General features: G+C 66.0%; 27 protein-coding genes. 16 read left to right on the top strand and 11 right to left on the bottom strand.

What is annotated here, in order from left to right; all coding sequences use genetic code 11:
- Positions 1-290: 290 nt before the first annotated feature.
- Positions 291-710 (bottom strand): hypothetical protein, encoded by a 420-nt coding sequence (locus JL101_RS35475; protein WP_203101584.1) that lies wholly within the window; start codon positions 708-710, stop codon positions 291-293.
- 170 nt (positions 711-880) lie between these two features.
- Here JL101_RS35475 and JL101_RS35480 point away from each other — a divergent pair, with 170 nt between their 5' ends.
- The 16 genes from JL101_RS35480 to JL101_RS35555 all read left to right on the top strand — a co-directional run bounded on the left by JL101_RS35480 (position 881) and on the right by JL101_RS35555 (position 13,789).
- Positions 881-1,501 (top strand): transglycosylase SLT domain-containing protein, encoded by a 621-nt coding sequence (locus tag JL101_RS35480; protein WP_203101588.1) that lies wholly within the window; start codon positions 881-883, stop codon positions 1,499-1,501.
- Positions 1,498-1,782 carry a hypothetical protein gene (locus tag JL101_RS35485; RefSeq protein ID WP_203101590.1) on the top strand — a complete coding sequence of 95 codons (285 nt, stop codon included), beginning with the start codon at positions 1,498-1,500 and terminating at the stop codon, positions 1,780-1,782. The genes JL101_RS35480 and JL101_RS35485 overlap by 4 nt, the downstream gene beginning before the upstream one ends.
- A gap of 3 nt (positions 1,783-1,785) precedes the next feature.
- A complete protein-coding gene (locus tag JL101_RS35490; RefSeq protein WP_203101603.1) occupies positions 1,786-2,139 on the top strand; it encodes a VirB3 family type IV secretion system protein in 354 nt (117 codons plus the stop codon).
- On the top strand, positions 2,129-4,516 hold the full coding sequence (locus JL101_RS35495; RefSeq protein ID WP_203101605.1) for a VirB4 family type IV secretion/conjugal transfer ATPase: 2,388 nt from the start codon (positions 2,129-2,131) through the stop codon (positions 4,514-4,516). Before JL101_RS35490 ends, JL101_RS35495 begins: the two co-directional genes overlap by 11 nt.
- Positions 4,513-5,205 (top strand): type IV secretion system protein, encoded by a 693-nt coding sequence (locus JL101_RS35500; protein ID WP_203101606.1) that lies wholly within the window; start codon positions 4,513-4,515, stop codon positions 5,203-5,205. The genes JL101_RS35495 and JL101_RS35500 overlap by 4 nt, the downstream gene beginning before the upstream one ends.
- Entirely contained in the window at positions 5,202-5,468 is a 267-nt protein-coding gene (locus JL101_RS35505; RefSeq protein WP_203101607.1) for an EexN family lipoprotein, read from the top strand. The genes JL101_RS35500 and JL101_RS35505 overlap by 4 nt, the downstream gene beginning before the upstream one ends.
- The gene (locus JL101_RS35510; RefSeq protein WP_203101608.1) at positions 5,458-6,396 is read left to right on the top strand and encodes a type IV secretion system protein; all 939 of its coding nucleotides are present in this window, start codon (positions 5,458-5,460) and stop codon (positions 6,394-6,396) included. Before JL101_RS35505 ends, JL101_RS35510 begins: the two co-directional genes overlap by 11 nt.
- Positions 6,397-6,399: 3 nt before the next feature.
- Complete coding sequence (locus tag JL101_RS35515; RefSeq protein WP_203101609.1) at positions 6,400-6,555, top strand: hypothetical protein; 156 nt, start codon at positions 6,400-6,402, stop codon at positions 6,553-6,555.
- Positions 6,552-7,310, top strand: a complete 759-nt coding sequence (locus tag JL101_RS35520) for a VirB8/TrbF family protein (RefSeq protein ID WP_203101610.1) — start codon at positions 6,552-6,554, stop codon at positions 7,308-7,310. The genes JL101_RS35515 and JL101_RS35520 overlap by 4 nt, the downstream gene beginning before the upstream one ends.
- Positions 7,307-8,272, top strand: coding sequence for a TrbG/VirB9 family P-type conjugative transfer protein (locus JL101_RS35525; RefSeq protein ID WP_203101611.1), 966 nt, complete (start codon positions 7,307-7,309; stop codon positions 8,270-8,272). Before JL101_RS35520 ends, JL101_RS35525 begins: the two co-directional genes overlap by 4 nt.
- A complete protein-coding gene (locus tag JL101_RS35530; protein WP_203101613.1) occupies positions 8,272-9,369 on the top strand; it encodes a TrbI/VirB10 family protein in 1,098 nt (365 codons plus the stop codon). Before JL101_RS35525 ends, JL101_RS35530 begins: the two co-directional genes overlap by 1 nt.
- A gap of 250 nt (positions 9,370-9,619) precedes the next feature.
- Positions 9,620-9,976 carry an HNH endonuclease gene (locus tag JL101_RS35535; protein ID WP_203101615.1) on the top strand — a complete coding sequence of 119 codons (357 nt, stop codon included), beginning with the start codon at positions 9,620-9,622 and terminating at the stop codon, positions 9,974-9,976.
- Positions 9,977-9,990: 14 nt separating this feature from the next.
- A complete protein-coding gene (gene virB11 / locus JL101_RS35540; protein WP_203101624.1) occupies positions 9,991-11,025 on the top strand; it encodes a P-type DNA transfer ATPase VirB11 in 1,035 nt (344 codons plus the stop codon).
- Positions 11,022-12,773, top strand: a complete 1,752-nt coding sequence (locus tag JL101_RS35545) for a type IV secretory system conjugative DNA transfer family protein (RefSeq protein ID WP_203101626.1) — start codon at positions 11,022-11,024, stop codon at positions 12,771-12,773. The genes virB11 and JL101_RS35545 overlap by 4 nt, the downstream gene beginning before the upstream one ends.
- A gap of 62 nt (positions 12,774-12,835) precedes the next feature.
- Positions 12,836-13,528 carry a hypothetical protein gene (locus JL101_RS35550; protein WP_203101628.1) on the top strand — a complete coding sequence of 231 codons (693 nt, stop codon included), beginning with the start codon at positions 12,836-12,838 and terminating at the stop codon, positions 13,526-13,528.
- Between the two features lie 87 nt (positions 13,529-13,615).
- On the top strand, positions 13,616-13,789 hold the full coding sequence (locus JL101_RS35555; protein ID WP_203101629.1) for a hypothetical protein: 174 nt from the start codon (positions 13,616-13,618) through the stop codon (positions 13,787-13,789).
- Between the two features lie 8 nt (positions 13,790-13,797).
- On the opposite strand, the gene mobF is transcribed toward JL101_RS35555, so the two are convergent.
- The 10 genes from mobF to JL101_RS35605 form a co-directional block, all read right to left on the bottom strand.
- Positions 13,798-19,260 (bottom strand): MobF family relaxase, encoded by a 5,463-nt coding sequence (gene mobF / locus JL101_RS35560; protein ID WP_203101633.1) that lies wholly within the window; start codon positions 19,258-19,260, stop codon positions 13,798-13,800.
- 4 nt (positions 19,261-19,264) lie between these two features.
- A complete protein-coding gene (locus tag JL101_RS35565; RefSeq protein ID WP_203101635.1) occupies positions 19,265-19,594 on the bottom strand; it encodes a hypothetical protein in 330 nt (109 codons plus the stop codon).
- Positions 19,595-19,846: 252 nt separating this feature from the next.
- Entirely contained in the window at positions 19,847-20,719 is an 873-nt protein-coding gene (locus JL101_RS35570) for an N-6 DNA methylase (RefSeq protein WP_203101637.1), read from the bottom strand.
- Positions 20,720-20,767: 48 nt separating this feature from the next.
- Complete coding sequence (locus JL101_RS35575; protein WP_203101638.1) at positions 20,768-21,742, bottom strand: ArdC family protein; 975 nt, start codon at positions 21,740-21,742, stop codon at positions 20,768-20,770.
- Between the two features lie 298 nt (positions 21,743-22,040).
- The gene (locus JL101_RS35580; RefSeq protein ID WP_203101639.1) at positions 22,041-22,610 is read right to left on the bottom strand and encodes a DUF1643 domain-containing protein; all 570 of its coding nucleotides are present in this window, start codon (positions 22,608-22,610) and stop codon (positions 22,041-22,043) included.
- Entirely contained in the window at positions 22,603-22,929 is a 327-nt protein-coding gene (locus JL101_RS35585; protein WP_203101640.1) for a DUF4326 domain-containing protein, read from the bottom strand. Before JL101_RS35585 ends, JL101_RS35580 begins: the two co-directional genes overlap by 8 nt.
- Positions 22,926-23,504, bottom strand: coding sequence for a hypothetical protein (locus tag JL101_RS35590; RefSeq protein ID WP_203101641.1), 579 nt, complete (start codon positions 23,502-23,504; stop codon positions 22,926-22,928). The genes JL101_RS35585 and JL101_RS35590 overlap by 4 nt, the downstream gene beginning before the upstream one ends.
- Positions 23,501-23,884: an ASCH domain-containing protein gene (locus JL101_RS35595; RefSeq protein ID WP_203101642.1), complete on the bottom strand. Its 384-nt coding sequence runs from the start codon at positions 23,882-23,884 to the stop codon at positions 23,501-23,503. Before JL101_RS35595 ends, JL101_RS35590 begins: the two co-directional genes overlap by 4 nt.
- Positions 23,881-24,333, bottom strand: coding sequence for a hypothetical protein (locus JL101_RS35600; RefSeq protein ID WP_203101643.1), 453 nt, complete (start codon positions 24,331-24,333; stop codon positions 23,881-23,883). The genes JL101_RS35595 and JL101_RS35600 overlap by 4 nt, the downstream gene beginning before the upstream one ends.
- Positions 24,330-24,587: a hypothetical protein gene (locus JL101_RS35605; protein WP_203101645.1), complete on the bottom strand. Its 258-nt coding sequence runs from the start codon at positions 24,585-24,587 to the stop codon at positions 24,330-24,332. The genes JL101_RS35600 and JL101_RS35605 overlap by 4 nt, the downstream gene beginning before the upstream one ends.
- Positions 24,588-24,625 lie beyond the last annotated feature (38 nt).

The following is a 24,625-nucleotide window of genomic DNA, read 5'->3' on the forward strand; positions in this document are numbered from 1 at the left end:
CGACTGCGACTGCCGGACAACCGGTTCGGGCGCTGAAGGCGCTACGGGAGCCTGGAGCGGGGCTGAGGAAACTACTTCGGTCATACATTCCCAGGATTTCTTGTTATACGGGCGGGGCAATTTATGCAGACCTGTGGGGAGAATGAAAGCGATATAGCTGGGGGAAACGGCCATATCGAGTTGCTCGTATAAACGGTGATATCCACTCCCCTTGCGACCTTGGTTTGTGGACCCGGAATGTAGCATCATCCTTGCAACCCGGATGGGTAGAATGAGCGAGCGTCGAAGATCTAATCGCTGCTTTCTTCCTTTTTCATCCACCGCTCGATAGCGGCGAGGAACACGACGTTCTGGCGCATCTTAGTAAGCGCCACCACCGCCTTCACCTCATCATGGGCTTCGTGGTGGATCTGCACCGGCCGTTTCTTGCCACCCGTCGCGTGTGGCCATGTCATCGCCTCACCGGCCCGCACCGCTGCGGCAAGGTCGCGGACCGCCACCTCTATCGCCTCACGATAGGTCAACCCTGCGCGTTCGGCCTGCTGGTGGAAGGCATCCCACGTTTCGGCCGCTATTCCTGAGACAGACGTGCCGATAACCGGCCAGCGGGCTTGAGGCGACATCGGGTCCTGAAGTTCTATTGCCTCCATCGTTATCGCCCTAGCCGAACTGTGGCGCAACTGTGACGCCTTGTTGCTGTTTTGTTCCATAACCTTTCCGCCCGGGTAATCTGCACCCACAACGGGACATTGTTGCCAGCGGAAGGCGAATGATAGGGTGTGGCGGTAAATCGTACTGGCAGAGTGTGTAGTTGTTGATAGAGACAACTTTTTATTTCTCGCCATGCCAGTAATTTTGCATAGACACCAGGGCGTTGCCGATGCCTCCGCTGCCGTTAACCGTTGCCATACAAATCGCGCTGGCTCACGCCCCGCAAGTTGCGCCGGAAACCGTTCTTGCGTTTGCCTACGCGGAAAGCGCGCTCGACCCGCTGGCCATCCACAGCAATACCGAGCGCCGCAGCTACGCGCCCGCGACTGCAACGGAAGCGGCGGCACTGGCCCGCTCGCTGCTGGCCAAAGGCCATTCGCTCGATCTCGGCCTGATGCAGATCAACTCGGCCAACCTGATCCGAACCGGCCTGACCGTGGAGTCCGCCTTCGATCCCGCCGAATCGGTAAGGGCAGGGGGGATGATCCTAGTCGAGGCCTATCAGCGCTGCGACAGCCAGCTCGACCGCCTGCGCTGCATGGCCAGCCGCTACAACACCGGCCATCCGGCGCGCGGCATCCGCAACGGATACGCGGCCCGCGTCTGGAACGCCGCCGACCAGGTCGTGCCCGCGATCCGGCAGGCCGCTCCACCCGCCCCTTTACCGCCGTCTCAACCGCCGCCTCCCAATCCCTGCGGCCCGCCGCCGCCGTCATGGGACGGATGGGCCGTGGCGGCCTACCAGCAGTGTCTTCGCCGCGCCTCTTCCTCTCAGGAGCCACCGAAATGATCGCCACGCAGCGCCTCGCCACCGCCGCCGCCGTTCTCGCCACCGTCATCCTGCTGATGCCCGAGCTCGCGCACGCCCAGGCGGGTGGAGGAGGGCAGGCGCAGAGCCTGCTGAACTGGGTCGTCACCACGATCGGCCGCCCGATGCTCAACGCCGGCATCCTGCTGGTAGCTTTCTTTCTTTTGTGCGCCCGCGTCTCGCTCGGCATCGTCGGGCTGGTCGCCGCCGGCGGGCTCGTCTTCGCCAACTATGCGCAGATCGCCGGGTTCTTCGGGTTCTGAGCCATGGATCTGAACGACGAGCGCATGATCCGGGAGGATACGCTGCATGTCGGCGCGACCCGTCCCGTGCGCTTCCTCGGCCTGCCCATGCCGCTTGCCGTCGCGCTGGTCGGGCTCGCTTACGTGATCCAGACCAACGTGACCGGCTGGCAGGGCGTGCTCTGGGCCGTTTCCGTCGTCGGCCCGTGCTGGGGCATCGCCTATCTCGCCGTGGCGCACGATCCGTACGGCATCAATGTCGGACTGGCCTGGCTGCGCACGAGCCTGCTGTCGCTGGACCGGGGGCGCTGGGGCGGGCCGAGTTGCAGCCCGCTGCCCGCACGCCTGCGGCAGGGGAGGAGACGCCATGGCCCTTGAGCGGCTGCGCGAGCAGTTCATCCTGACCGACAAGCCCGCCGACGAGTACCTGCCGTGGCACGGGCACATCGCCGACGAGATCGTGCTGCTCGAGGACGGTACCCATGTCGCGATGCTGCGGCTCGACGGCAAGGCACTGACCCTGCTCGACGAGGCGGCACGCTACGCCGAGCGGCGCCGCCGGCACGCGGCGATCCGGGCGCTCGCCGATACCAACGTCACGATCTATGAGCACCACGTCGCGCACGATCGCGTCGATCCGTTCCGCCTCGGCCAGTTCCGCTCCTCCTATGCCCGCCAGCTGGCCGGGGATTATCACCGGGGTCTGGATGACGGGCTGATGGCGCGTGACTGGTTCCTCACCGTCCTGATCCATCCCCGTCCGCTGGAAGGGCTGCTCAACCGGCTGCGCGGCGGCGAGGCGGAGCGCGACGAGCTACTGGTGCGTCAGGCCGAGGAGAAGGCGGCCGCGCTGATCGCCATGTTGCGCGACTACCGCCCCGCGCGCCTCGGCATGCGGCTCCAGGACGGCGTACCCTACAGCGAGATCGGCGAGGCGATGCGCCTCGTGCTCTATGGCCGCTGGCAGCCGGTGCCGGTGCCGCACGGCTCCCTGGCGAGCGTGATCTACACCGACCGCGTGATCTGCGGCATGCGCGGCTTCGAGGTGCTTCAGCCGGGCGGCTCGACCTTCGGCCTGCTGTTCGGGTTCCGCGACTATCCCGAGATGGTCCGCCCGCACGTCCTGGACGGCATTCTCGCCTCGTCGCACCGCATCGTGATGACCAACTCGTTCCGCTACCGCAGCGCCGCCGCGGCGACGGACCGCATGGCCCTGCAGCAGCGCCGCATGATGAACGCCGGCGACCGGGCGCACTCGCTGCGCGAAGGCCTGGACGAGGCGATGGACGACGTGCAGTCCGGCCGCGCCATCGTCGGCGACCATCACTGGAGCTTGGCCGTGCATGCCGACAGCATGGCAGCGCTCGACAAGGCGGCAGGCGAGATCAAGAGCCTGCTCGCCAACACCAGCAACCTTGCCGCCTCGCCCGAGGCGCTGGGCTGCTTTCCCGCCTACTGGGCGCAGGTGCCTGGCGCGCCGTCCCTGCTGCGGGCGCGGCACGGCACGGTGAAGGCGATGAATTTCTGCTCGTTCTCCTCGCTGTGCGGCTTCCCGCGCGGCGGGGGCGCGGTGCATTGGGACCATCCCGTCCTGCGCCTGGTCACGTCGGGCAACACGGCGCACGACTACGATCCGCACGTCCGGCGCGTCGGCCATACCGTGCTGATCGGCCCGACCGGCTACGGCAAGTCCACCTTCATCGGCCTTTTCGACACGCTGCTGGAACAGGCGCTGGCGCACAAAGGCGGCATCTCCGTCATCCTCGACAAGGATGGCTCCAACGAGCTGAGCGTTCTGGCGCGCCACGGCTATTACGTCCGCATCCGGCGCGGCCAGAACAGCGGCATGGCCCCGCTGAAGGCGCTCGGCGACACGGACGATGCCCGCTCCTGGCTGGCCGAGTTCGTCAAAGGCCTCATCATGGCCGACGGCAAGGGCGAGCCGCCGCCCGACCAGCTGGAGCGCATCGATACCGGCATCGCTTTCCTGCTGCGCCGTCCGCCCGGCCTCCGCTGGCTCGGCGGCCTGCGCATGTTCCTCGATCACGGCAAGGACTCGACCGGTGCACGGCTGGAGCGCTGGTGCCGGGGCGGCGCACTCGGCTGGGCGTTCGACGGGCCGGAGGATGCCATCCGGCTCGAAGCGGGCGTGGTGGGCATCGACAATACCGAGATCCTGCCCGACGACATGGCGACGGTGCGCGCGCCGGCGGCGGCGTACCAGCTCTACCGCATCCGGGAAAAGATCGGGCGCGGCGTGCGCGGCGCGGTCTATGTGGACGAAGGGGCGAGCTATCTGCCCGACGAGCGCTTCGCGGCGGGGTTCGACGCCTTCTCCCGCGAGCTGCGCAAGGGCAACGGCCTGCTGTGGTTCGCGGTCCATCATCCGCAGGATCTGTCGAACCATCCGGTCGGCAAGGCGCTGCTCGCCAACTGCCCGACCAAGCTGCTCTTTCCCAACCCTTACGCCGACGAGGCGGTCTATCGCGACGTGCTCCACTGCACGCCCGGCGAGATCGAGGCGGTGGTGCAGAGCATGCTGAAGGCCGGGGACGGCACCTTCATGGTGAAGCGTCCGGACGGCAGCTTCATCGCCCGCGCGCCGCTGCAGCGGCATCCCGAGCACATCGCCGTTCTCTCGTCCGACCCGAACCGCTCCGCGCTGTGGCACCGCATCGCGAAGGAACTGGGCACGACCGACCCGGAGCTGATCTGGGCCGAATACCGCAACCGCTACAAGGAGGCCCGAGCATGAAAAAGCTGCTGATGACCGGCGTGACGCTGCTGGCGCTGAGCGCCCCCGCCCATGCCTTCGAGGTCGTCTACGATCCGGTGCAGGACGTGCAGGGCCTGCAGGAACTGGCCCAGTGGGTGGAGCAGCTCGCCGCGATGCAGCGCCAGTACGAGCAGCTCGTCGCCACCTATAACGCACTCGCCCATATCACCGACCTTTCCAGCGCCGCCTATGCGCTGGGCGGCGTCACGCGCAACTACCTGCCGGAAGCGAACGCCATTCCCGACCTGATGTCGGACGTGGCGAACCTGTGGGGCAGGGCAGGGTACTTCAATTCCTACGACACCTATTACGCCTCGACCGTCCTCGACAGGTGGGGCAAGGAAATGGAGCGCCGCAAGGGCGTCACCAGCAACGCCAAGGCCATGGCGGCCGCGGGCGCGCTCGAGGCGCAGGACCATCTGGCCAATCTCGCCATCCTTCAGGCCCGGCTGGAGTCGGCCAGGGACGTCACCGAAGTCGCTGCCGTCAACGGCCTGATCGCGATCGAGCAACAGAACCTCGATAGTCACCGCGCCCAGATCGAGAACGTCCGGCTGCTGCTCGCCTCCGATGACCGGGTTGCGCAGCAACGGGCGGAGCAGATGCAGCGGGAGAGCGCGGACATGCTGCTGGCCCGCACTGCCCCGATCACGGACGACCTGCGGTGACCGCGCTCCATGCCCTGCTTCTGGCGGCCCAGCTCGGCGGCGCGGCGGTGCCCGTCGCCGAGTACGATATTCCCTGGTTCCAGGCCAATCCCGCCGCGCTGCGCGAGATGCTTACGCGCTGCCACGCGGATCATCGCCTGGCCCAGACGCCGGAATGCCAGAACGCGGAGGCCGCGGCGACGCGGCGGCTCGGCCAGCCGCTCCCGCCCGTCGCCAAGCCCGCCAAACCCCCGCCCGCGAAGGGGAAAGACCGTGCCGCTTGAAAGCGTCTTCGCCAGCGCCGCCGAGGCCTTCGACAATTCGCTGCTGGAGGGCATGGACGCCGCCATCAGCGCCGGGCTCGACTGGGCCATGCCGCAGCTGCGCGTGGCGCTGATGCTCTATGTCGCGGGCACCGGCATCCTGATGATGTATCACAAGACCGATGGCTGGAGCTTCGCCTCCGCCGCGCTGAAAGCCATGGCGATCGGCGCGCTGATCCAGTCGACGAACTACAACTACTATGTCCGCGACCTGTTCTTCACCGACCTGCCCAACCAGATCGCCTTCTCGCTGAACGGTCCGCGCATCACGGTCAACTCGGCCCAGCAGTTCGACGTGATGTGGTCGGCCGTCATGCATTTCTGCGCCTTCATCCTCGGCCAGGCGACGGGCTGGTCGCACATCATGGACCGCGCCCTCGTCTGGCTGTTCGCCCTGCTGATCCTGCTGGCGCTCTGGGTCTGCTTCATCATCTGGTACATCAGCCGGGTCTTCATGGCGCTCGTGATCTGCATGGGCGCGTTCCTGGTCATCCTCTACCTGTTCCGCCACACGCGCGGCTATGTCGAGCAGTGGATCGGCAAGCTGGTCGGCCTGACCATGCTCCAGCTCACCGCCTCGATCCTGTTGCGCATCATCCTGATCGTGATGAATGCCCGTCTGCGCGCCATGCAGAACGATCCCGGCATCGGCGTGGACGAGATGCTGAACAACATGGCCGGGCTGACCGGCGTGTTCTGGATGGGCGCGCTGCTCATGGTCGCGCTGCCCTCCGCCATCTCCATCGGCTCCGGCGTGGGTGCCGGGGCCGCCGTCACCGCCGGGATGCTCGGCGGGATCGGCGCCGGTGCCGCCGGCATGGCCACCGCCACCGTCTCACGCGCTGCCCGCCTCGGCGCGGCGCTCGGCCGCTACACCGGGAGGGCCTGACCCATGCGCTGCATGTCCCGCTTCATCCTGCATCTCCTGCTCTTCCTCCTCGTCGTGGCGCTGCTCGCGGCGTGCTCCTCGACGCAGGACGCACCAGCCTGTCGCGGCGAGCCGTTCGCCATCAACGTGCCCACCCAGCAGACGGCGGGGAAACCATGAACGAGATGTCGAGCCGGGCCGAGGATCTGATCGGCGACGTCGTCCTGCCCGCTGCCGAGCTGCAGCGCCTCTATGAGGAGCGCCGGGCGGAAGCCGCCCGCATCACGCGGCGCGAGCGGATCAGGCGCTGGACCGGAGCCGCGACCAACCTGGTGCTGCTCGCGGTCTGCGGCGCACAGGCCACCGCGATCGCCGTCATGCTGCCGCTGGAAAAGCCGGTGCCCGTCATCGTCTACCAGCGTAGCGACGGCACGGTGGTCAACACGCTGGAATGGGCCAGCCTGCCTCGGGAAGTGCAGGAGGATACGACCGTCAACGTGGTCTGGAACTACGTCCAGCAGCGGGAAAGCTGGTCGGAGGGCAATGCCGGATGGGCGTGGACCGTGGTGTCCGCCATGTCCTCTCCCGCTGTGCGCGAGCAGTTCCAGGCCTGGTTCCGCAGGGAAAACCCGGATAGTCCCGCACGCATCTACCGCAACGGCACGACGGTGGAAGCCCGCTACGTCAACTGGGCGGCGGTCTGCCCGCCGGAGGGCTGCGACGGTCCGCCGCCCGCCTACCGGTTCTGGTTCGACCGCGTCGAGGCACCTCCCGGCGGCCCGGCGAAGCCGCCGGTGCGTTACGCCGTAACGGTCCGCATCCTGCGCAATGTGCCCTTGCCCAAGGATCGGATGTGGCAGCGCTGGACCTTCAACGCGCCGCTGATCCAGGTGGTCGAGTATCCCGGAGCGCAGCGGGAAGGGGTCTCACGATGAAACGACTGGCCTTTCTCGCTTTCTTTCTAGCTACCACCGCACAGGCCGCCGAGCTGCCCGCTCCCTGCGGACCCGACCCGAGGGAGCGCTGCATCGCCTACAAGGCGGGCCAGATCGTGCGTGTCTATCTCGCGCCCGGCGCCACGGTGACGATCGAACTGCCGCCGACCGAGACGGTGTTCTTCGTCGGCGCCAGCGACAACGGCATCATCTCGGGCACCGGAGCGACGGAGCGCGCCGCGGCGGGGCAGGACGCGACCAGCGATCCGAACCTGATGACCGCCGTGCCGGGCGGTGCCGACAATCCAACGCAGTTCCTCACCATCAAGGCGCTGCGCCATCTGGAGCCGCAGCCCTTCCTGGTGATCGGCCGCTGGAGCAATCCGGTCACCGGCAAGCAGGAGTTCCGGCGCCATGTCTTCGAGATCCTGACCCGCCCCGGCGACCTGACGCAGGACACCCCGGATACGATGTTCTCGGTGCGCTTCACCGACCCGGAAACGGAGCAGCTGGTGCGCAACGCCAAATGGCGGGCCGAGAAGGAAAAGCGCGATGCGCAGCGCGCCGCCGACCGGCTGCAGACGATCTCGCTCTCCTCGATCCGCCGCAACACCGCGTATGACGGGCAGGCTACCGAAGCCGACCGCGCTGCGCTTGCTCCCTCTGAGATGTGGGATGACGGCCAGCGCACCTATCTGCGCTATCCCGGCAACCGGCGTGTCCCGCATGCCTTCCAGGTTCTGCCCGACGGCAAGGAGGGCGTCATCGGCCAGCAGACCGTGCCCGATCCCGAACTGCGGGGGAACATGCTGATCCTGCAGGGCGTGGTGCCGATGATGCGCCTGCGCGACGGCGACGCCGTGCTGTGCATCGCCAACCGCGCCTATGACCCGGTCGGGCGCAATCCCGGCACCGGCACGGTCGATCCGGGCGTGTCGCGCCTATCGCGGAGGAACGACTGATGTTCGGCCGCACCGCGCCGCCCGCCTCTGCCGTCGATGGCGAGGTTTCGCCGGTTTCCGGGCGGCGGCCGATGTCGCGCTGGCGCAAGCTGGGCTTCACCCTGCTGGCCGGGGTGTCGCTGGTCGGCATCGGCTGGCTCACGGCGCAATCCCCCGACACCAGGGACCGCGGCGACGAACGCGCCCCGACCGCCGACAAGGTGGGCGAGATCGGCGGACCCTTCGTGCCGATACCGCGCGAGGTTCCGGCTCCGCCACCGACGCCGGTCGCGCTTCCACCGCCCGGCGTGCCGGTACCGACCGGCCGGAACTTCACGCTGCCGAGCGTTACGCCGTCACGGCCCGTCTATATCTCGCAGTTCCAGGCGCAGGCAGACGGCGCAGCCGCGCGGGCAACGGAGGCAGGGCAGGGCGGTGGCACCGCTACCGCCGCCCCGGCCGCCGGCGATCCGCTCGGCGCGCGGCTGGCCGCCGGGGAGGATCAGGAAACCGCCGTGGCGACGATGCTGCCGGACCGCAACCTGTTCATGACCATGGGCACACCGATGCCCTGCATCACCGAACAGCCGATCCGCACCGACGTGCCCGGGCCGTTCCGCTGCAAGGTGCCGACCCCGGTCTACAGCACGTCGGGCACGGTGCCGCTGCTCGACCCGGGCACCTGGATCGTCGGCCAGGTCAGGGAACCGCTGGGGCGCGGCATGAAGCGCGCCTTCGCCGTGGTCACCCGGCTGGAAACCCCGCAGGGCTGTTTGGTGAAATTGCGCGCACCCATCGGCGACCAGCTCGGCACGGCGGGCATCGACGGCGAAGTGGACACGCACTTCTTCGAGCGCTTCCGGGGCATCGCCATGATCGCGCTGCTCGATGCGGCGGGCCAGGCGGCTGCCATCGCAGCCTCCCGCGCGATCGGCGGCGATAACGGCATCAGCTTCAACCAGTTTCAAAGCGGCGGGCAGCGGCTCGGGCAGGGCACGTTCCAGAGCGATATCGACATCCCGCCCACGCTCTACACCCCGCAGGCCAGGAACCTCCTCGTCATGGCGATGAGTGATATTGATTTCCGGCCTTGCTTTAAGCTTCGGACGGTTCAATGAAATAATAATAGCCCATGACACCTAACGAATATTTACAGACGCAAGGAGGCTTGTAAGATGAAGTTCAGTAAACGCAACTACTCGTTTTATGAAATCGATAAACAATCCCGAAATATCCGCAGACGATTTAAGGAGATTACTTTCTTACGATCCTGAAGCTGGACATCTGACATGGAAGGTTAGGCGCAGTCAGAGAGTTCTTGCTGGGCATCGAGCAGGTTGGGTTCAGGAGAATCCTCGCCGTTGCAGGATGATAAAGATTGATAATCGAAACCTTCAGGAACACCGCGTTATATGGGCTCTGGTTCACGGCGCATGGCCTGAAAAGGTCATCGACCACCGTGATGGTGACGCCACCAATAATCGATTCTCCAACCTTAGAGAATGCGAGCAGTGGCAGAATTCCGTCAACGCGAAAATGCGCCGAGACAATACTTCAGGGTTCAAAGGCGTTTCCTATCACAAGAGAACCCGACGGTATACCGCCGCGATCCAGCAAAAAGGAAAGCTACACTACCTTGGCCTGTTCAGCACAGCAGAAGAGGCCAGTGCAGCATATCAGAAAGCCGCAACCGAACTGCACGGGGACTTCGCACGTCCCCATTAAGAGGGGACTATTCCATGACCCGCCAGCACGAAGCGATCCCGCTGCTCAGCCACGCGCTGGAGCCGTTCCAGCAATGGTGGAGCGATCCCAGCGTCGAAGATATCATGTGCCAGAAGCCGAACGAGGTCTGGGTCCGACGCGGCGCGGAGACGACCCGCCACGAGGTGCCGCTCGATTTCGTCGACATGGAAGGCATCGCCATCCTGGCCGCGTCGCTCAAGCGCCAGAATGTCGGCCGGGCCAAGCCGCTGCTGTCGTGCGACCTGCCCGGCGGAACCCGGTTGCAGGCCGTGCTGCCGCCCTGCGTCAATGACGGCACGGTGGCGCTGGCGATCCGGCGCGCGAAGAAGGCGGTGCCGACGCTGGCCGAGCTGGGCCAGGGCGGATTGTTCGCCGAGGTGGAGCCGCTCGGCGGCATGTCGGCGGCGGACCGCCAGCTGATCCAGCTCTATGCCGAGGCCCGTGACGCGAAAGACGCCCAGGAGCGTGAACAGCGCTGGATCGCGTTCCTGCGCGCGGCGATCCGGGCGCGCAAGACCATCGTGAACTGCGGCGAGGTCGGCAGCGGCAAAACCTATGCGGCACTCGGCCTGATCGGCGAAATTCCGCTCGAGGACCGCATCGTCATCATCGGCGATGCCGACGAGACCAGCAGCCTGCCGCACCCGAACCGCGTCGATCTGTTCTTCAGCAAGGGCGAGCAGGGCGAAGCGGGCGTGACGGCGAACGACCTGGTCGAGGCGTCGCTGCGGCTGGCCATGCGCTGGCTGATCCTGCAGGAGCTGCGCGGCTCGGAGGCGTTCAGCTTCATCCGGGCCCGCCGCTCCGGCCATCCCTCGCTCACCACCTGCCATGCCGAGAACCCCAAGGCGGTCTTCCCGACGCTGGCCCTGATGGTAAAGCAAAGCCCGGCTGCAAGAGACGTCGATCTGGCGACGATCGAGCAGTCGCTGCATGGGCTGATCGATTGTATCTGTCACTTCCATCGCCCGGACGGGAAATTCCGCATCTCCGACATCTGGTTCCGGCTGGCGGAGGAGGGGAGATGAGTCGCGCTGCGTTGCTGCTGGTGCCGCCCATCCTGCTCGCCTTCTGGAGCGTGGTGGCCTCCTTCGTCACGCTCTGGGGCCTTGGCACACTGGAAGCGGTGGGCTGGCCCAGCTGGCACTGGTGGGGCTATCTCAGCGCCACCATGCCGGATGCTCATACACAGAGATTGGTGAACCAGTGGCTGCTGATCGGGGCAGGGGTCGGCAGCGCGGCCGCCGGCATGCTGGGCTACCGCATCGTCAGCGACGGCCGGTCGCTGCTCGGCTTCGCGGATCGCCCCCTGCATGGCCGCTCGAAGTTCGCCACGCGGCGGGAAGGGCAGGGGGCCGGGCTCGTCTATTCCCGCGCGCCGCGGCCCGATGCTCTCCTGCTGGGCCGGACCAAGGGGCTGTTCGGCTGGTTTGCCCGCTATGTCTGCCTGCCCGGCGTCGAGCACGTCATGCTGTTCGCCAAGACAGGCGCGGGCAAGGGCGTCGCCTATGTCATCACCAACTGCTTCAACTATGCCGACAGCCTGGTCGTGCTCGACATCAAGGGGGAGAACCACCGGACCACGGCGGCCCACCGGCGCAAGCGGCTGAAGCAGGAGGTCTACCTGTTCGCGCCGCTCGCCGAGGATGGGCGGACCCACTGCTGGAACCCACTGGGCGACATCAGCACGGCCCAGCCCGATTACATTTCCAAGCTCCAGCGCCGGGCCTTCAACATCTTCCCCGAGGTCGAGGGCAAGGACCGCTTCTGGCAGGACGGCGCGCGCTCGGCCTTTCTCGGCATCTCGGTGCTGGTCGCGGAATCGCCCGAACTGGCGCTCAACCCGGCGACGGTGTTCCGCTTCTTCACCCGGGGCGACGGTGCGGCCGAGCTGGCGCGGCGCATCGAGGCGCGGCGGGCGGCGGGCAGCCCGCACAGCCAGACCTGCGTGGATCTGATCAGCGATTACCTGAACGGCACCGACGAGGTGGTCAAAGGCATCCGCAAGCACGTCACCGCGACGATGGGGCTATGGTTCAACCCGAAGATCGCCGCCGCCACGGCGAAAAGCGACTTCTCCCTGCGCGAGCTGCGGCGCCGGAAGATGACGGTCTATGTCGGGGTGATGCCGTCCGACCTGGAGCAGCTCGGCGTGCTGCTGCGCCTGTTCTTCCTGCAGCTGTTCGAGGCCAATACCGACGTCATGCCGGATCAAGACCGCACGATCCGGCACCGCTGCCACGTCCTGCTGGACGAATTCACCAGCGTTCCCGTCATGCGCGCCATCGCCAAGGCGACCGGCTTCGCGCGCGGCTTCTGGATGCATTTCAGCTTCGTCGTGCAGAGCAAGAACCAGGTGCGCGAGGAGTACAAGGGGCAGGGCGAGGCCTCGCTGCTGGAGAATGTCGGCGCGGAGATCGTGTTCGGCACCGACGATCCGACGCTGTGCCGGGAGGCCTCGGAGCGGGCAGGGTACGACACGGTGGACAACGTCAGCCGCACCACGCCGCGCTTCTTCTCATTCTTCCGGGCCAAGGAGCAGAACGAGAGCACCAGCCAGACCCGCCGGGCGCTGCTGCTGCCGCAGGAGGTCGCCCGCCTACCGGTAGACGAGGAGATCGTGTTCCGCGCCACGGTGCCGCCGTTCCTGCTGAAGCGGCTGCGCTGGTACGAGGACCGCCACTTCAAGCGGCTGATCGGTCGGCCTCCGGAGCTGCCGCGCGTGACCTACCAGCTGGCGCGCGATGACGGTTTAATTCGGTTGCCGGGATCGTAAGAACTGACGACCGATGTTTGAACGGCTAACATGACATCTTGGGATAAGAGGAAAGAGGCGTCATGTTACCGGTTAAGAAATTTGGTGAAATAGAAATTGACCCGGAAGTTCTTGAACTAGCGATACGTACATTAGGCAGCATAGCCATGAAAGAACGAGAAGTGGCCACCACGCAGCTCAAATCCGTACTATGGTTCGATGAATGGCTAGGTAAACGGCCCGACTTCACTCCTTCTAAGGTAGACGTACGGGACTCTCTTAGCCGTGTTTACAATTTGATAGAAAAACTACATGACGCCATCGGAGATCTACCTATGGAAGCTCTCGCGCTTTGCGCCATGAGCGATGATGAAAGAAGATTAGTCGGCAGGGAGTATAATCAGGCATATGCGGTCATCAGCCAGAGTCTCACTGAAGACGGTGGCGAGTTAGATCGAAAAGATCAATTGATAAGACAGTTGCTTGATTATCAGCAAAGAATAGCAAAAGCGCGATCTGCCAAAGTATTGTTCAGCAGAGGCGCACCGAAAGATGAGCGTCGCTGGGGTATTATTGGAGATTGCATGAATGTGTTTATCGCGTTTCGCTTCAGAAACGATGATCACCGCCGCATCTGGACCAAACAGGAGATCGACGATTTTTACGAACTTTCTCGTCTTATGTGTGAACACGCTACCGGCACTCCGTCCGACCTGAAGCGGATCATCAGTCAGTTATTGAAGAACCTTCGACGCGATGCGCGAAACTGCACATAAACCGCCAAAAAATACTGGATTTGTGTGACTGCCCTCGATCAGAGCCGGTCGGCAGAATGCCTCATCATCCATTCAATGAGGTATTTCATGACCAACCTTCGGCGAGCAAAAACAGGCGAACACGGCAACATCCGGAAGCCGCACTCCCTCGATTTTCATCTCAACCCAAACGGGGAGATCAAGGCATCCGCAACCGGCGTGATCGGTATCTGCGGTCTAGTGCTGCTGGTACTCGCGGTCACGGCATTGCTGGCGGCCTAACGTAGCAGCTACCTGTCGATGGTTGGGCCACGCAAGGGCTGCGGCACCGACCTCGGCAGGGTCCGCTGCGGCACGTCCTGCTTTTGCCGGTCGAAGACACGCTTGGCATCGGCCGGACTGACCGCCCGATCGGCGATGAATGCCTGCACCTGCTGCCGACCGGCACCGGACGTAATCAGATCCCCCGCGTCCCAGCCCTTCCAGACCCCCTCGGGCGGCACGATCACCCGCACGCTGGAGGCACCCGCCGCCTGGATCAGGTCGGCCGAGCCGCGCTTCAGGCGGCCTTGCTGATCGACCTCGCCCACCGCCGCCGCCTTGCCGCTCGCGTCCGCGTCCGGCCAGATCGTGACGTCGCGGCCCTTCAATGCCGAGAAGTCCACATGGCCCCGGCCATGGTCGCCACCGGCCCAGCTCACCACCACCGCGTGGTGGCCCAGCACGGCCTGCAGCGCATCGGCCTTCTTCTCGCCCATCACCACGATCACCGGTGCGTCCGGGGCCTTGGCCAGCGCCTCGCCGTGATAGAGCGGGCGCGGATCGTTCATCGGCACCAGCGCCCAGCGCCCAGCCTTGGCCGGGTCGATGCCGACCGCCACCCCGGCGGGCACCGCCCAGGTGACCTGCGGCGTGAACTTCTTGCCGTCCTTCAGCTCGACGCGCAGCACGTAGCCCATCGGCTGGCCGTCGGGATCCTTGTAGGCCGCCACGTGCGCCGGGCGGTACGACTTGCGCTCGCGGTCCGTCCCGGCCTGCTTGGGGTTGAAGACGCGGGCAGTCCAGCCGTTCTCCTGCACCAGCGGCGGCACGCCGGGCGGGACGGGCTGCACCGGCACCCAGTCCGGCGTTGCCGCCGATCGCTTGCTGACCATCGGTGGGGGCAGGGTGATGCCGGTCCGGCCCTCGAGGTAGCCGATGGCGTCGGGGAAGCTCATGCCGCGGCCGTCCTTCAGCCAGTCCACCGCATCGCCGTGGCACCCGCAACCGAAGCAATTTCCGGTAAGGATATTGTCTTCGATGGCAAACGCCCCGTATCCATCAACCGTGGCGCAAAAGACCTCCTCAATGCGGTCAGTCGGTTCTACAGACCGCACGACCCAGCGATGACGGCCAAATGCCTTCTTCGAGTTCGCCAGCCGTTCAGCAGCCTCGGAACGCAGCACGAGTGAAGGCCACACATGAGCCGTCACTAGATGGATGCGAGAAATCTCCGATGCAGCCCCGTATCCAACCCGCACCTGTGACGTAACGCCATGCGTGCCAATACCCAGCCTCATGCATATCGCCCTGACATGCTCAAGCGTGTCCGGGTGCTTGCAATGAAGCATTATCGTTCCGTCTTCAGCGACATGCCCATCGGTTGCCAAATACCCTGCTAGGAACCCGGCGAGGTAGCGAAGAGGAGCATCTAACGGCGGCAAATCTTTGAAGTGTGTCGGGAGCCCCACGACAAGCGAGAACGGCGCGCCTCCCTCCGTGATGTAGACGTAGGTTCGATTGCAAGGGAAATACCCTCTTAAATCACGCACCTTATCTCCGTGCAGGCCGACGCGCGCATGTTTCTGGTTTAAGAAGCCATCCCCGAAGACGATGCCATGCCTGATCCCTATGAAGTCAGGCTCAATGATATTCTGTTGCGGAAAGACGGCTTCTAGCCGATGGCCGGTGCGCAGCTCGCTTGTCAGCGTATCGAGCGTTTTCCCACGCACGAACCAACGGTGGCCGTCCGTGGCGTAAAGCGTTTTCCTGACCCCGTTACGGGAGAGATTGATCTTCCAGAGGCGTTGATGTCCGAAGCTACGGATTGGTGCATCCACCCATATGCCGCCGCGGGTCAGCAGCCGGTGAACGCCTCCCGCGAGCTTCTGGATTGGTATGGTGCCGTCGGGCGTAATGACGCCGGTTTCACCAGCTAGGCAATGATAGTGGCCCTTCTTCTCGTCGACATGGAAGCTCGGCGTCTTCTCCTCATGGAAGGGGCAGAGCCCCTTGCCGTGCCGGTCCAGCTGCACCGTCTGGCCGATCAGGTGGGTGAGCGAGACCGAGTGTTTCAGCGCATCGATATGATCTTTCGCAACGCGTTCTCTGGCAACGAATCCCACAACTTTTTGTAGCGCGGGTTTTTGCTTCGCGAAAGAGCGGGATACGGACCTGCCGACTTCCTCGCCAAGGCCTTGCAGTGCCTCGATGACCGGCGTCAGGCTGGTGCTGCGCTCCAGCTCGCGGGCCAGCGGCCGCACCTGCTCCCTTTCCCGGGACCGCTGGAACGCCTCGCGCAGCACCGTCGGCCGCAGCCCCTCGGCCGCGCGCTGCTCTGCGGGGCGCAGGCCGCGCTGCATGCGGCGGGCGGTGGCGCGCTGGACCTGATGCGCGCGCTGCATGAACGCGAGGGCGGAGGCCTTCTCCGGCTGGCGCTCGAGGTTCCGGGCCACGTTCTTCCAGACGTCGCTCTCGCGCACGATGCGGCTGTCGCCGAGCGGGCGGCGGTCGACGATCTCCTGACGCTCCGCCCCGTCAGAGATGACCAGCCAGGCCGTCTCCCGGTGGCGGCTCTCCGCGACATACGCCTTGAAGCCCTGCACCGTCCTGGAGCCGCCGGGCAGGGCGTTGATGTGCTCGGTCGAGGTGATGCCCTGCTGGGCGTCGATCGTGCCCGCGTCGCCGTAGGTCAGCCGGATCCTGCCGCTCCTGCCGTCGCGCAGCGACTCCCACTTCACCATGCCCTCGCGGCCCGCCGCGGTGCGCAGGGTGATGCCCTCCTTGCCGATGCCGGTCACGGTCAGCACCGAGCCGTTGTTACCGATGTTGCCCCAGCCGCCGGTGTCGAAGCGGGCGTTGACGCGGCCGAACAGGCGCACCCGGTCGCCCACCGCCAGTGCCAAGTCGTAGCGCGCGCCGATCTGGTCGGTCGCCTGCACCGTGACCTTGTCCGGCCCGATCTCGCCCATCGCCCGCCGGCGCTCGCGGATCGCGGCGCTGATCTGGCGCGCGTCGGCGTTGCTCGGCGCCGACACCGTGATCGTGAAGTCCGGCGTGTCCCGGTTGGCCTCGCGCCGCTCCTGCCAGAGGGCGGCGATGCGCTCCACCGCCTCGCGGTAGCCGCCCGCGACGAGCTGGACGGTCTTGTCCTCGCGCTTCATCGCCAGCGCCGCCTCGGCCTTGCCGTCGCGGAACAGCCGGGCGATCTGGCGCTCGCGCTCGCCCTTCTGCCGCACCGTGCTCAGCACCTCGGGCACGGCCTGCTTGCCCAGCGCCCTGCGCATCAGGGCGATGGTCGGCCCGGCATCGATGGCCTGGCACTGCTTGGGATCGCCCAGCGCCACCAGCTGGAAGCCGTGGCTCCCCTGCAGCCGCATCAGGTCGAGCATCTGGCGGGTGCCGAGCAGGCCCAGCTCGTCCACGACGACGACGCTTCTGCCGTCCAGCGGCAGCTTGCCCGACTTGGCCCTATCGAGGAAGACGGAGACGGCGGCGCGGTTGGCCGCACCGATCCCGGCCTCGGCCAGCGCATCGCTCTGCCGCCACGCCAGCGCCGCGCCGAAGACGGTGCGGCCGTCCGCCTCCCAAGCGTCCACCAGCGGCTTCAGCAGGGTGGTCTTTCCCATCCCGGCGGCGCCGATCGCCACCGCGACGCGCCCGCCGGCGCCGAGCGCCTCCATCATCCGGCGCTGCGCCCGGCCGTGCTCGCCGTCGAAGCGCAGGCCGCTGCGCTCCGCCGCGCTGGCCAGCTGCTCGGGCGTGAGGGCGGCGCTCCTGTCCTTCGCCGCCTCCCTCACGCGGCGGACCAGCTCCTTCTCCTGGGTGACGTGCAGCGTGGTGGTCAGGCGCGTCACCTCCTGCCCCTTCACGTCGCGCTCGCGCCCCCAGACCAGCTGCGTCGCCTGGCCGTCCTGCCGCACGCCGCGCTCGCGCATCCGCTCGGTGACGCGGTCGATGTCCTGCGGCCCCTCGACGCCGGACGCGATCAGTCCCCGGCACGCCGCCACCCGGGCGTCGGACCCGGCGATGACGGAGCGGCGCTGGAGATCCTTCTCGAGCAGCGGCAGCGAGGCCTCGTAGGCGACGTCGTGGCGCTGTTCCGGCGCGAGGTCGGGCTTGGGCGCATCGGGCCGCACGACGCTGGCGTGCGTCCAGCCGAGGTCGCGGGCCTCCTCCGCCCATGCCGCGAAGTCGCCGAGATCGTCCGCCTTGGACTTCCGGCTTCCCTTCGCGCCGCCCTTCAGGAAGCGCACCTTGCCCTCGGAGGAAAGCCCGTCCCAGTCGACGCCCTGACCGGCGGCGTACTCCCGCGCCGCCTCGTGCGCGTCACGGGTGCGCTTGGAGAAGGCGTCCCGCACGCGGTCGGGGATCGCCGCCACACGCGCGGCACCCGTCTCCGGATCGAGCGCCACCTCGATGCCGTGCCGGCGCAGGTTGGTGGCCACATGCGCCTGGTAGTAGGCGCCGAACTCCTTGACCCGCCCCTCCAGGCGCTGCAGGTCGAGCCCGCCGACGCGGCCGGTGTCGGTCACGACGAGGTTCGGCGTGGCGACATGGGTGTGCAGGTTCGGGTCGCCGGCCACCTTGAGCGTCACCAGCTCGGTGTAGGGCGTGTCCGGCGCCATGCTGTCGGAGAGGGTGAGCGCGCCCCTGTCGTCGCGCGCGATGGCGACGGTGGGGCGCGAGGAGTAGTGGTCGAACGTGACCCAGCCGATGTGCCCCGGCTCGGCGCCGTGCTTGCCGCCGTCCCCCTTGCGGGCCCGGCCGATCTCCGTCTCGATGTAGCGCATGGCGCTGTCCACCGCGTCCCGGTGGGCCTGCGCGATCATGTTGCGCTCGGCCTCAGTCGGCGCGAAGGCCCAGGCGAGCGAGACGGACTTGTCGGCGGAGAAGCACAGGTCGATGTAGCCGATGCGCGGCTTCGACGTCGTGACGCGCTGGCGCCAGTCGTCGGGATCCAGCGCCGAGCCGTCGGCCCGCCTGCCGTCCAGGATGTTGGCGTATTCCGCCGCCTTGATGGAGCGGATGTCCTCGACGCCGAACGCGCCGAACATGCGCCTCACCGCCGATTCCCGGTCGTCGGTCGGCAGGGCCTGCCCGTCGAGCCGGTGGCCCTTCAGCACGAGGGCGATCTCCGGCTTGGTCGGCAGGCGGTCGGGATCGACGCCGAACAGCCCCTCCAGGCTGTCGGTCGCGCGCACCCTGCTCTTGCCCGGGACGTCGCCGCCGTTGGCTTGCTGGCCGTTCAGCAGGTTCGTCACCTCGTCCATGGTGGGGGCGCGGTTGGGATCGATGCCGAGCCGGTCTGCGACCTCGGGGTGCATGTCGCGGCGAGGCTGGGGGGCGGTGTGCTCGCCGTCGCCGGCCATGCCGCGCTGGTAGTATTCGGCCAGGTCGGCCTTGTCGCGGGGGAGCGTCTGCTCCATCAGGTGCTCGGCCATCGCCCGCGCGATCGCCGGTTTGCCCGCCGCCCCGGTGCGGTAGGTGAGCACGGGCCTAGCCCTCGACCACCCCGTCCTCGTCGGCCCCGTTCACCGCGCGCTGGATGCCGCGGAGCACGGCAGTCTCGACGGTCGGGCCGATATTGGTCAACATACCGCCGATCCGCACCAGCGCTTCCGTTTGGTCGGACAGGGTGACCGCAATGCGCTTCAGGGTCTTGCTCAGGGAATCGTCGCCGTCGGCTTCCTCGCTCGCCGCTTCCAGCAGCCGGGCCAGCATCTCCGACTGGGTTTCCTGCGTCTCCACCATCATGGAGAGCCCCTGCGTCAGGGCGTCGATGCTGGTCTTGATCCCGTCGAGCGCCTCACGCAGTTCGGCGTCCATGGCATTCGCCCTCCGCAGCCGGGGTGTCCGGGGAAAGCGTAACACGCGCCGGAGCGCATGGTCTACCATGCCTTGGTCTGTTGACCTCCCACCGTTACGCTTCAGCATCGCCCCAGACACGGGTGGGATTACGCCTGCGTTACGGCACGGGTACGGAAACCCATACGGCATTGTCACGCGGGCGATACGACCTAGTCGCGGTCAGCTGTGACGGGAGTGGTACGGAAGCGCTACGTGACTGCTGCGGATGGCTCAGAACAGCGTGAGCTGCTGCGGCTTGCGGCGCTGCATCGGCTCGGCCTGCGTTGGCGTCTGGATGACCTTGGCGGGTGTCTCGTCGGGTGCGGCGACCGGCTCAGGGGCGGGGAGGGCTGCCGGTGCCTCGGGCTTCTCGTCGGTCAGCGTCGCGTTATGTCGTGACGGCCTGATCTTCCATTGCCAGCCGCCGAGGATGTGGGCCGGGGTATGCCAGCGCCCGAACTCCTCAAGGCTCAGCGTATTGCCGTGCTGGATGATGGCGGGAACATGCAGCAGGGAGAGTTGCACATAGGCCATGTGAACGCACCGGCTATCGAGGTCGGTCGCCGTGACGTGAAGCCGCTGCTGGTAGTTGATCCCCTCGTCGCGCATGGCGTGGGCCAGCGCGATCACCATCGCGCCGGATCCGCAGGCGGGCTCCTGTGCGGTAACGAAGCCGCGTTCCTCGATCAGGGGTCTTACGTCATCGGTCAGCGTCATCTTGGCCATCATCCGGCACACGTGATAGGGCGTGAAGAATTGGCCCTTGTACTTGTTGTGCAGCTCCAGCTCGTGGAACACCTTGCCGAGCACATCGTCCGGCCCGCATTCCAGCGTTTCGACCAGCTCGCCAAGCATCTGCGGAAAACGCTCGACCTCTTCCCGGCTGTAGCGCTTCACGATCTCCAGATAGCGGGCCTCCCGTTTCTCGCGTTGCGGCAGGTCGACGCCGTTGCTGATGGCGAGGGCCGACATTTCGCAGAAATCGCTGAACACCTCCCATGTCGAGTGGCGGTGTGAGTTCAGGCCGATCAGCTTGATGAGGGCTTTGCGATGCTGTTCGGCTTGGCGGGCGTCGCCGCTGAATTCATGTTCTTCAAAATTCACATAGATAATCGAGGTGCAGGTTCATCAAAGCGGGGCCGGTGGCGAGGGTTATCGCCCTCTAGCCACCGGCTCGCGCTCGCGGCGCTGACGTTCCCGCTCGGCAAAGCCCGACTTCGCCTCGACCTGCTGCGGCGCTATGACGGGTTGGAGGCCATGAAGGTAATCCGCAGCCTTCTGGGCGTGGCTCGACGCGGTGAAAATCGCGTGCTTGTCGCCCTTCAGCACTTTCAGCCAGCTATCGAGGTAGGCGGCGTGATCCTCGCGCGGCTCGATGGCAAGGCCGAGGTCGGCGGCAAGGAAGGCGCTGCCAATTTCGGCCACCAGTTCTTCAGCCGCATAGCCTTCGTCGCCCCAGCGCTTGCGCCCGAAATCCCGGTTGAGGCGGGACGGGTGGCGGGTCCAGTGCGTTGTTTCGTGGCCCAGCGTGGCGTAATAGCTCTCCGGGTCGCGGAACGTCATGAAGGGCGGCATCTGGATACGGTCGGCCTGAATGGCGTAAAAGGCCTGATTGCCGCCGTGGTCGATCTGTGCGCCGGTGTTGCGGAAGAAGGTTTCCGCTGCCTCGATGCGGTCTATCGCGTCAAGCTTCGGTGCCTCGGCAAGGGCATAGAAACGATCCGGTAGGCCGTCGATCTGCTCGACATTGAAGACGTTGTACTGCTTCAGAAAAGGTATCTTTCTTTCTTTTTCTTCACCTTTCTCGTTTTCCTCGGTGCGCTTGATCTGGTCGGCATAGGCAACGATGCTTGATTTCTCGCCCTTGCGAACCTGCCCGCCCAGGTCGGCGGCCTGCCGGTACGTCATCCAGATTGGGGCGCTGTAACCTTTCTCATCAGCGGAGGCCCACAGCATCAGGACGTTGATTCCCCGGTACGGGGTGCCGTCATGGCGCAGCGGGCGGGTGATGCGTCCGGCTGCATGCTCGGCGTTCCATGGCTTCATCCATGGGCGCGAACCCTGCTCAAGCTGGGCGATGATGGAAGCGGTAATGGTGTCATAAATATCTTTGCGGGTTGAGGTCATATAGCTAATGGGTTTTGTTAAATTAGGTTAGAGCCGCGCTCTAACCTGAAACTAGGCCCGCGCCGATGAGCGGGGTGTAGGTGTCAAATGATCGAAACGGTTATGTTCGACTTGGCGCTGAAGCGCCTAGGAGAACTTCTGTTTCGCGGCATTTGACACCGGAGGGGCAGCAGGCCCCTACTTCCTCCTCTCCCCATGACCAGGCGCCGGCGACCGCGTCAGGGATCGTCACCCGCAGGGCGGAGCAAGGCTCCGGGAGCGAAGCGAGTAGAGCCCGGCCCGAAGGGGACGCCGATCGTCAGGCACTCCACCCCCGCCACGGCACCAGCTCGGCGTCACGGCGCAGGTACAAAGGATGTCGCGGACTTCCGTCGGCGGTCGTGCCGAGACACCAGAGCGGAACCTGGGCGCGCCGCAGCTCGACGACGATCTCCTCGGCCAGCCCGCGCATGGGTCCCTTCAGCGTGCCGAAGGCGAGGATGACGTATTCGGCCCATAGCGCTGATCCGCGGATGGCCGACAGGTTCTCCTCGCACCGGATCGGCGCTCCCTTCAGCCGCTTCGGGTCGGTGCACCGGTAGGCCGAGATGTTGGCCTTGCGGTAGGCGGTCAGGCCGAGGCGCTGGGTGAAGCCGATCTCCCGGCGCACGGTGCTATCGTCAACCGTGCCGTCGGCCGTCGATGGGTTCATCCCGATGAAGAGCGCATAGGCCGCACCCTCGCGGCCCCATTCCCGCCAGAGCATGGTGCGGTAGCAGTCGCCCGGGCCGGTGAAGGTCGCGCCGCCGCGCATGCCGCGGGGCAGGGCGAGGCGCACCTTGCCGCCGGGATCGTGGGGAAGATCGAGCAGGTGCTGGCCATCACGCATTGGCGATCTCCAGCAGCACGTCAGCATGGCAAGGCTGATCCAGCGGGCACCAGCAGGCGAGGTTCTTGCCCGCAAGATGGATCTTCGCACCGATCCGAAGGTGGAGCGGCAAGAAACGCCGGTACAGGCTGACGGCGTGCTCCCGGTCTATGACGACGCCGGACAGCTCGCCACCGCCGGGCGCCATCTTGTTTCGGCAATAGCGCTCACCAAGAACGAATGGGTTTCCCCATTCCGTCGGTCGGCCAACATAGACGGTATTCGGCGGCATCTTCCAGCCGGCCGACCGTTTGCGTTGGATGCGGCGGGGTGGGCTCATGCCGCCTCCGCAATCGCATCTGGGCTGATCGTGGAGAAGCGCCGGAGCACCAGCTTGACGTAGCCGAACACCGGGCCGCGCTCCTTGGCCAGCAGCTCGTTCACGCGTCGGCACCCGCCCTTCGCCTCCGGCACCGGGCCGAGGATCACCGGAGCCAAGTCCCAGTCGGACGCCCTGAACACGTGGAGCCGACCGGCAGCGGCTGCCCGCTTCAGGCCTGGGCAATGCCGTATCGAAAGCGAGGCGCACGGCTCGCACATCGGCAGGCCGTCATTGATGAGCGGGTGGAAGCCTTCACGCTCCCCTTGGTTCATGCAGATCGAGCTGGCCGGAAGCGGCTCGCAGCAGATCTGGCAGAGGCGATGCGCGACGACGTGGCGCGAGCGCTCGAGGTGCATGATCTTGAACACCGGCCTGCCCTCGCCCGGCGTGTCGATGCCGTCGCACATGAAGCGCAGGCGGTTTCCGCCGATGGTCTCGGTGCGGACGTAGACCGCCTCGCGGCTGGCCTCGGGCGACCATGCTGCCACCCAAGGAACGGGGCTGGTACCCCATTTCAAGGGAAGGGCCGTCATAGCAGCGTCCCCTGAGGCGTCAGGGAAGGCTCTGGCACAAAGAAGCCGAGTTGGCCTGGGCACGGCAGGAACGGCAGCGTCTTGGCATCCGTCAGCACGAAGCCGAACGGCCCGCTAAACCAGCGGCTCGGATGTGACGGCACGCAGTCCGTGATTGTCGCCTGTCCGACGATGCCGCCGAGCGGAAGCTCACAGATCGGCGGCAGGTTGATGTCCGGGAAGTAGAGCGGCAGGTCTTCGTACGCCTCTCGGTCCAGCCGCTTCCCCGTATGGATCAGGACCGGCCCACGATATCGGGTCTCCCACGTCCGGTTCTCAATGTCCTTGAATCCGTTGACGATGAGCCATGCCCATGGCTGCTGGATGCTAAGCGCCTTCATGACGCCTCTCCATCCAACTCGCGAAGAAGGGCATACGCCTCTGTCGCGATCTGGTCGAGGTCTGCGATCAGCCCCAACTCGCTGTCGTAGCGGTCCACGATCTTCTGCAGGAGGGGGACGATCTTCTCCGGGATCATCCAAGCCTTGGCGATAAGGCGAGCGTCCTCACAGTCGATCCCAATGACGTCGTATCGGTAGACGCTCCCGTCCATCTTCGCGGCGTCTATGCCGGTGATCGACCGGTCACCGACCTCGAACTTTAGGAGATCTTTGGCCGGGATCATGCCGCTGCGTGGCTGGCCGGGCTGGAACCGCGGCTGCGCACTGCGCATGCCCCAGCGCACGAAGTCCATGACGTAGCGACGGCCGCTATGTGTGGTGGCGAGGTAGAGGTGCTCCGATCCGGCATTGCCGAACCATTTCCACGGGCCGGGAGTGTGCTTGCTCATCGCTGCCATCCCTTCCCAAGGCTCGCGCCCCAGCGTTGCAGCGCCGTGCGTTCCGGTGCCGCTGCCTTGTCGGCGGCGAGCTGGTCCAGCATGACCTGGTCGAGGTCGGCATACGGACGCAGCGGTTCGACCAGCGCGGCCGGATTGCGGATTTCGTGCTCACTGGTTCCGATCCAGAGGACGGGCGGCAGGTCGCGCAGGTCGTCGTCGGCCTGCTCGATCAGCACGGAAGCGAAGTACGTGCAGAGGCCCACGTCATATCCCACGACACAGCGATGACCGGGAATTTTGC

It is taken from the genome of Skermanella rosea, from assembly GCF_016806835.2.
Classification (GTDB): domain Bacteria; phylum Pseudomonadota; class Alphaproteobacteria; order Azospirillales; family Azospirillaceae; genus Skermanella; species Skermanella rosea.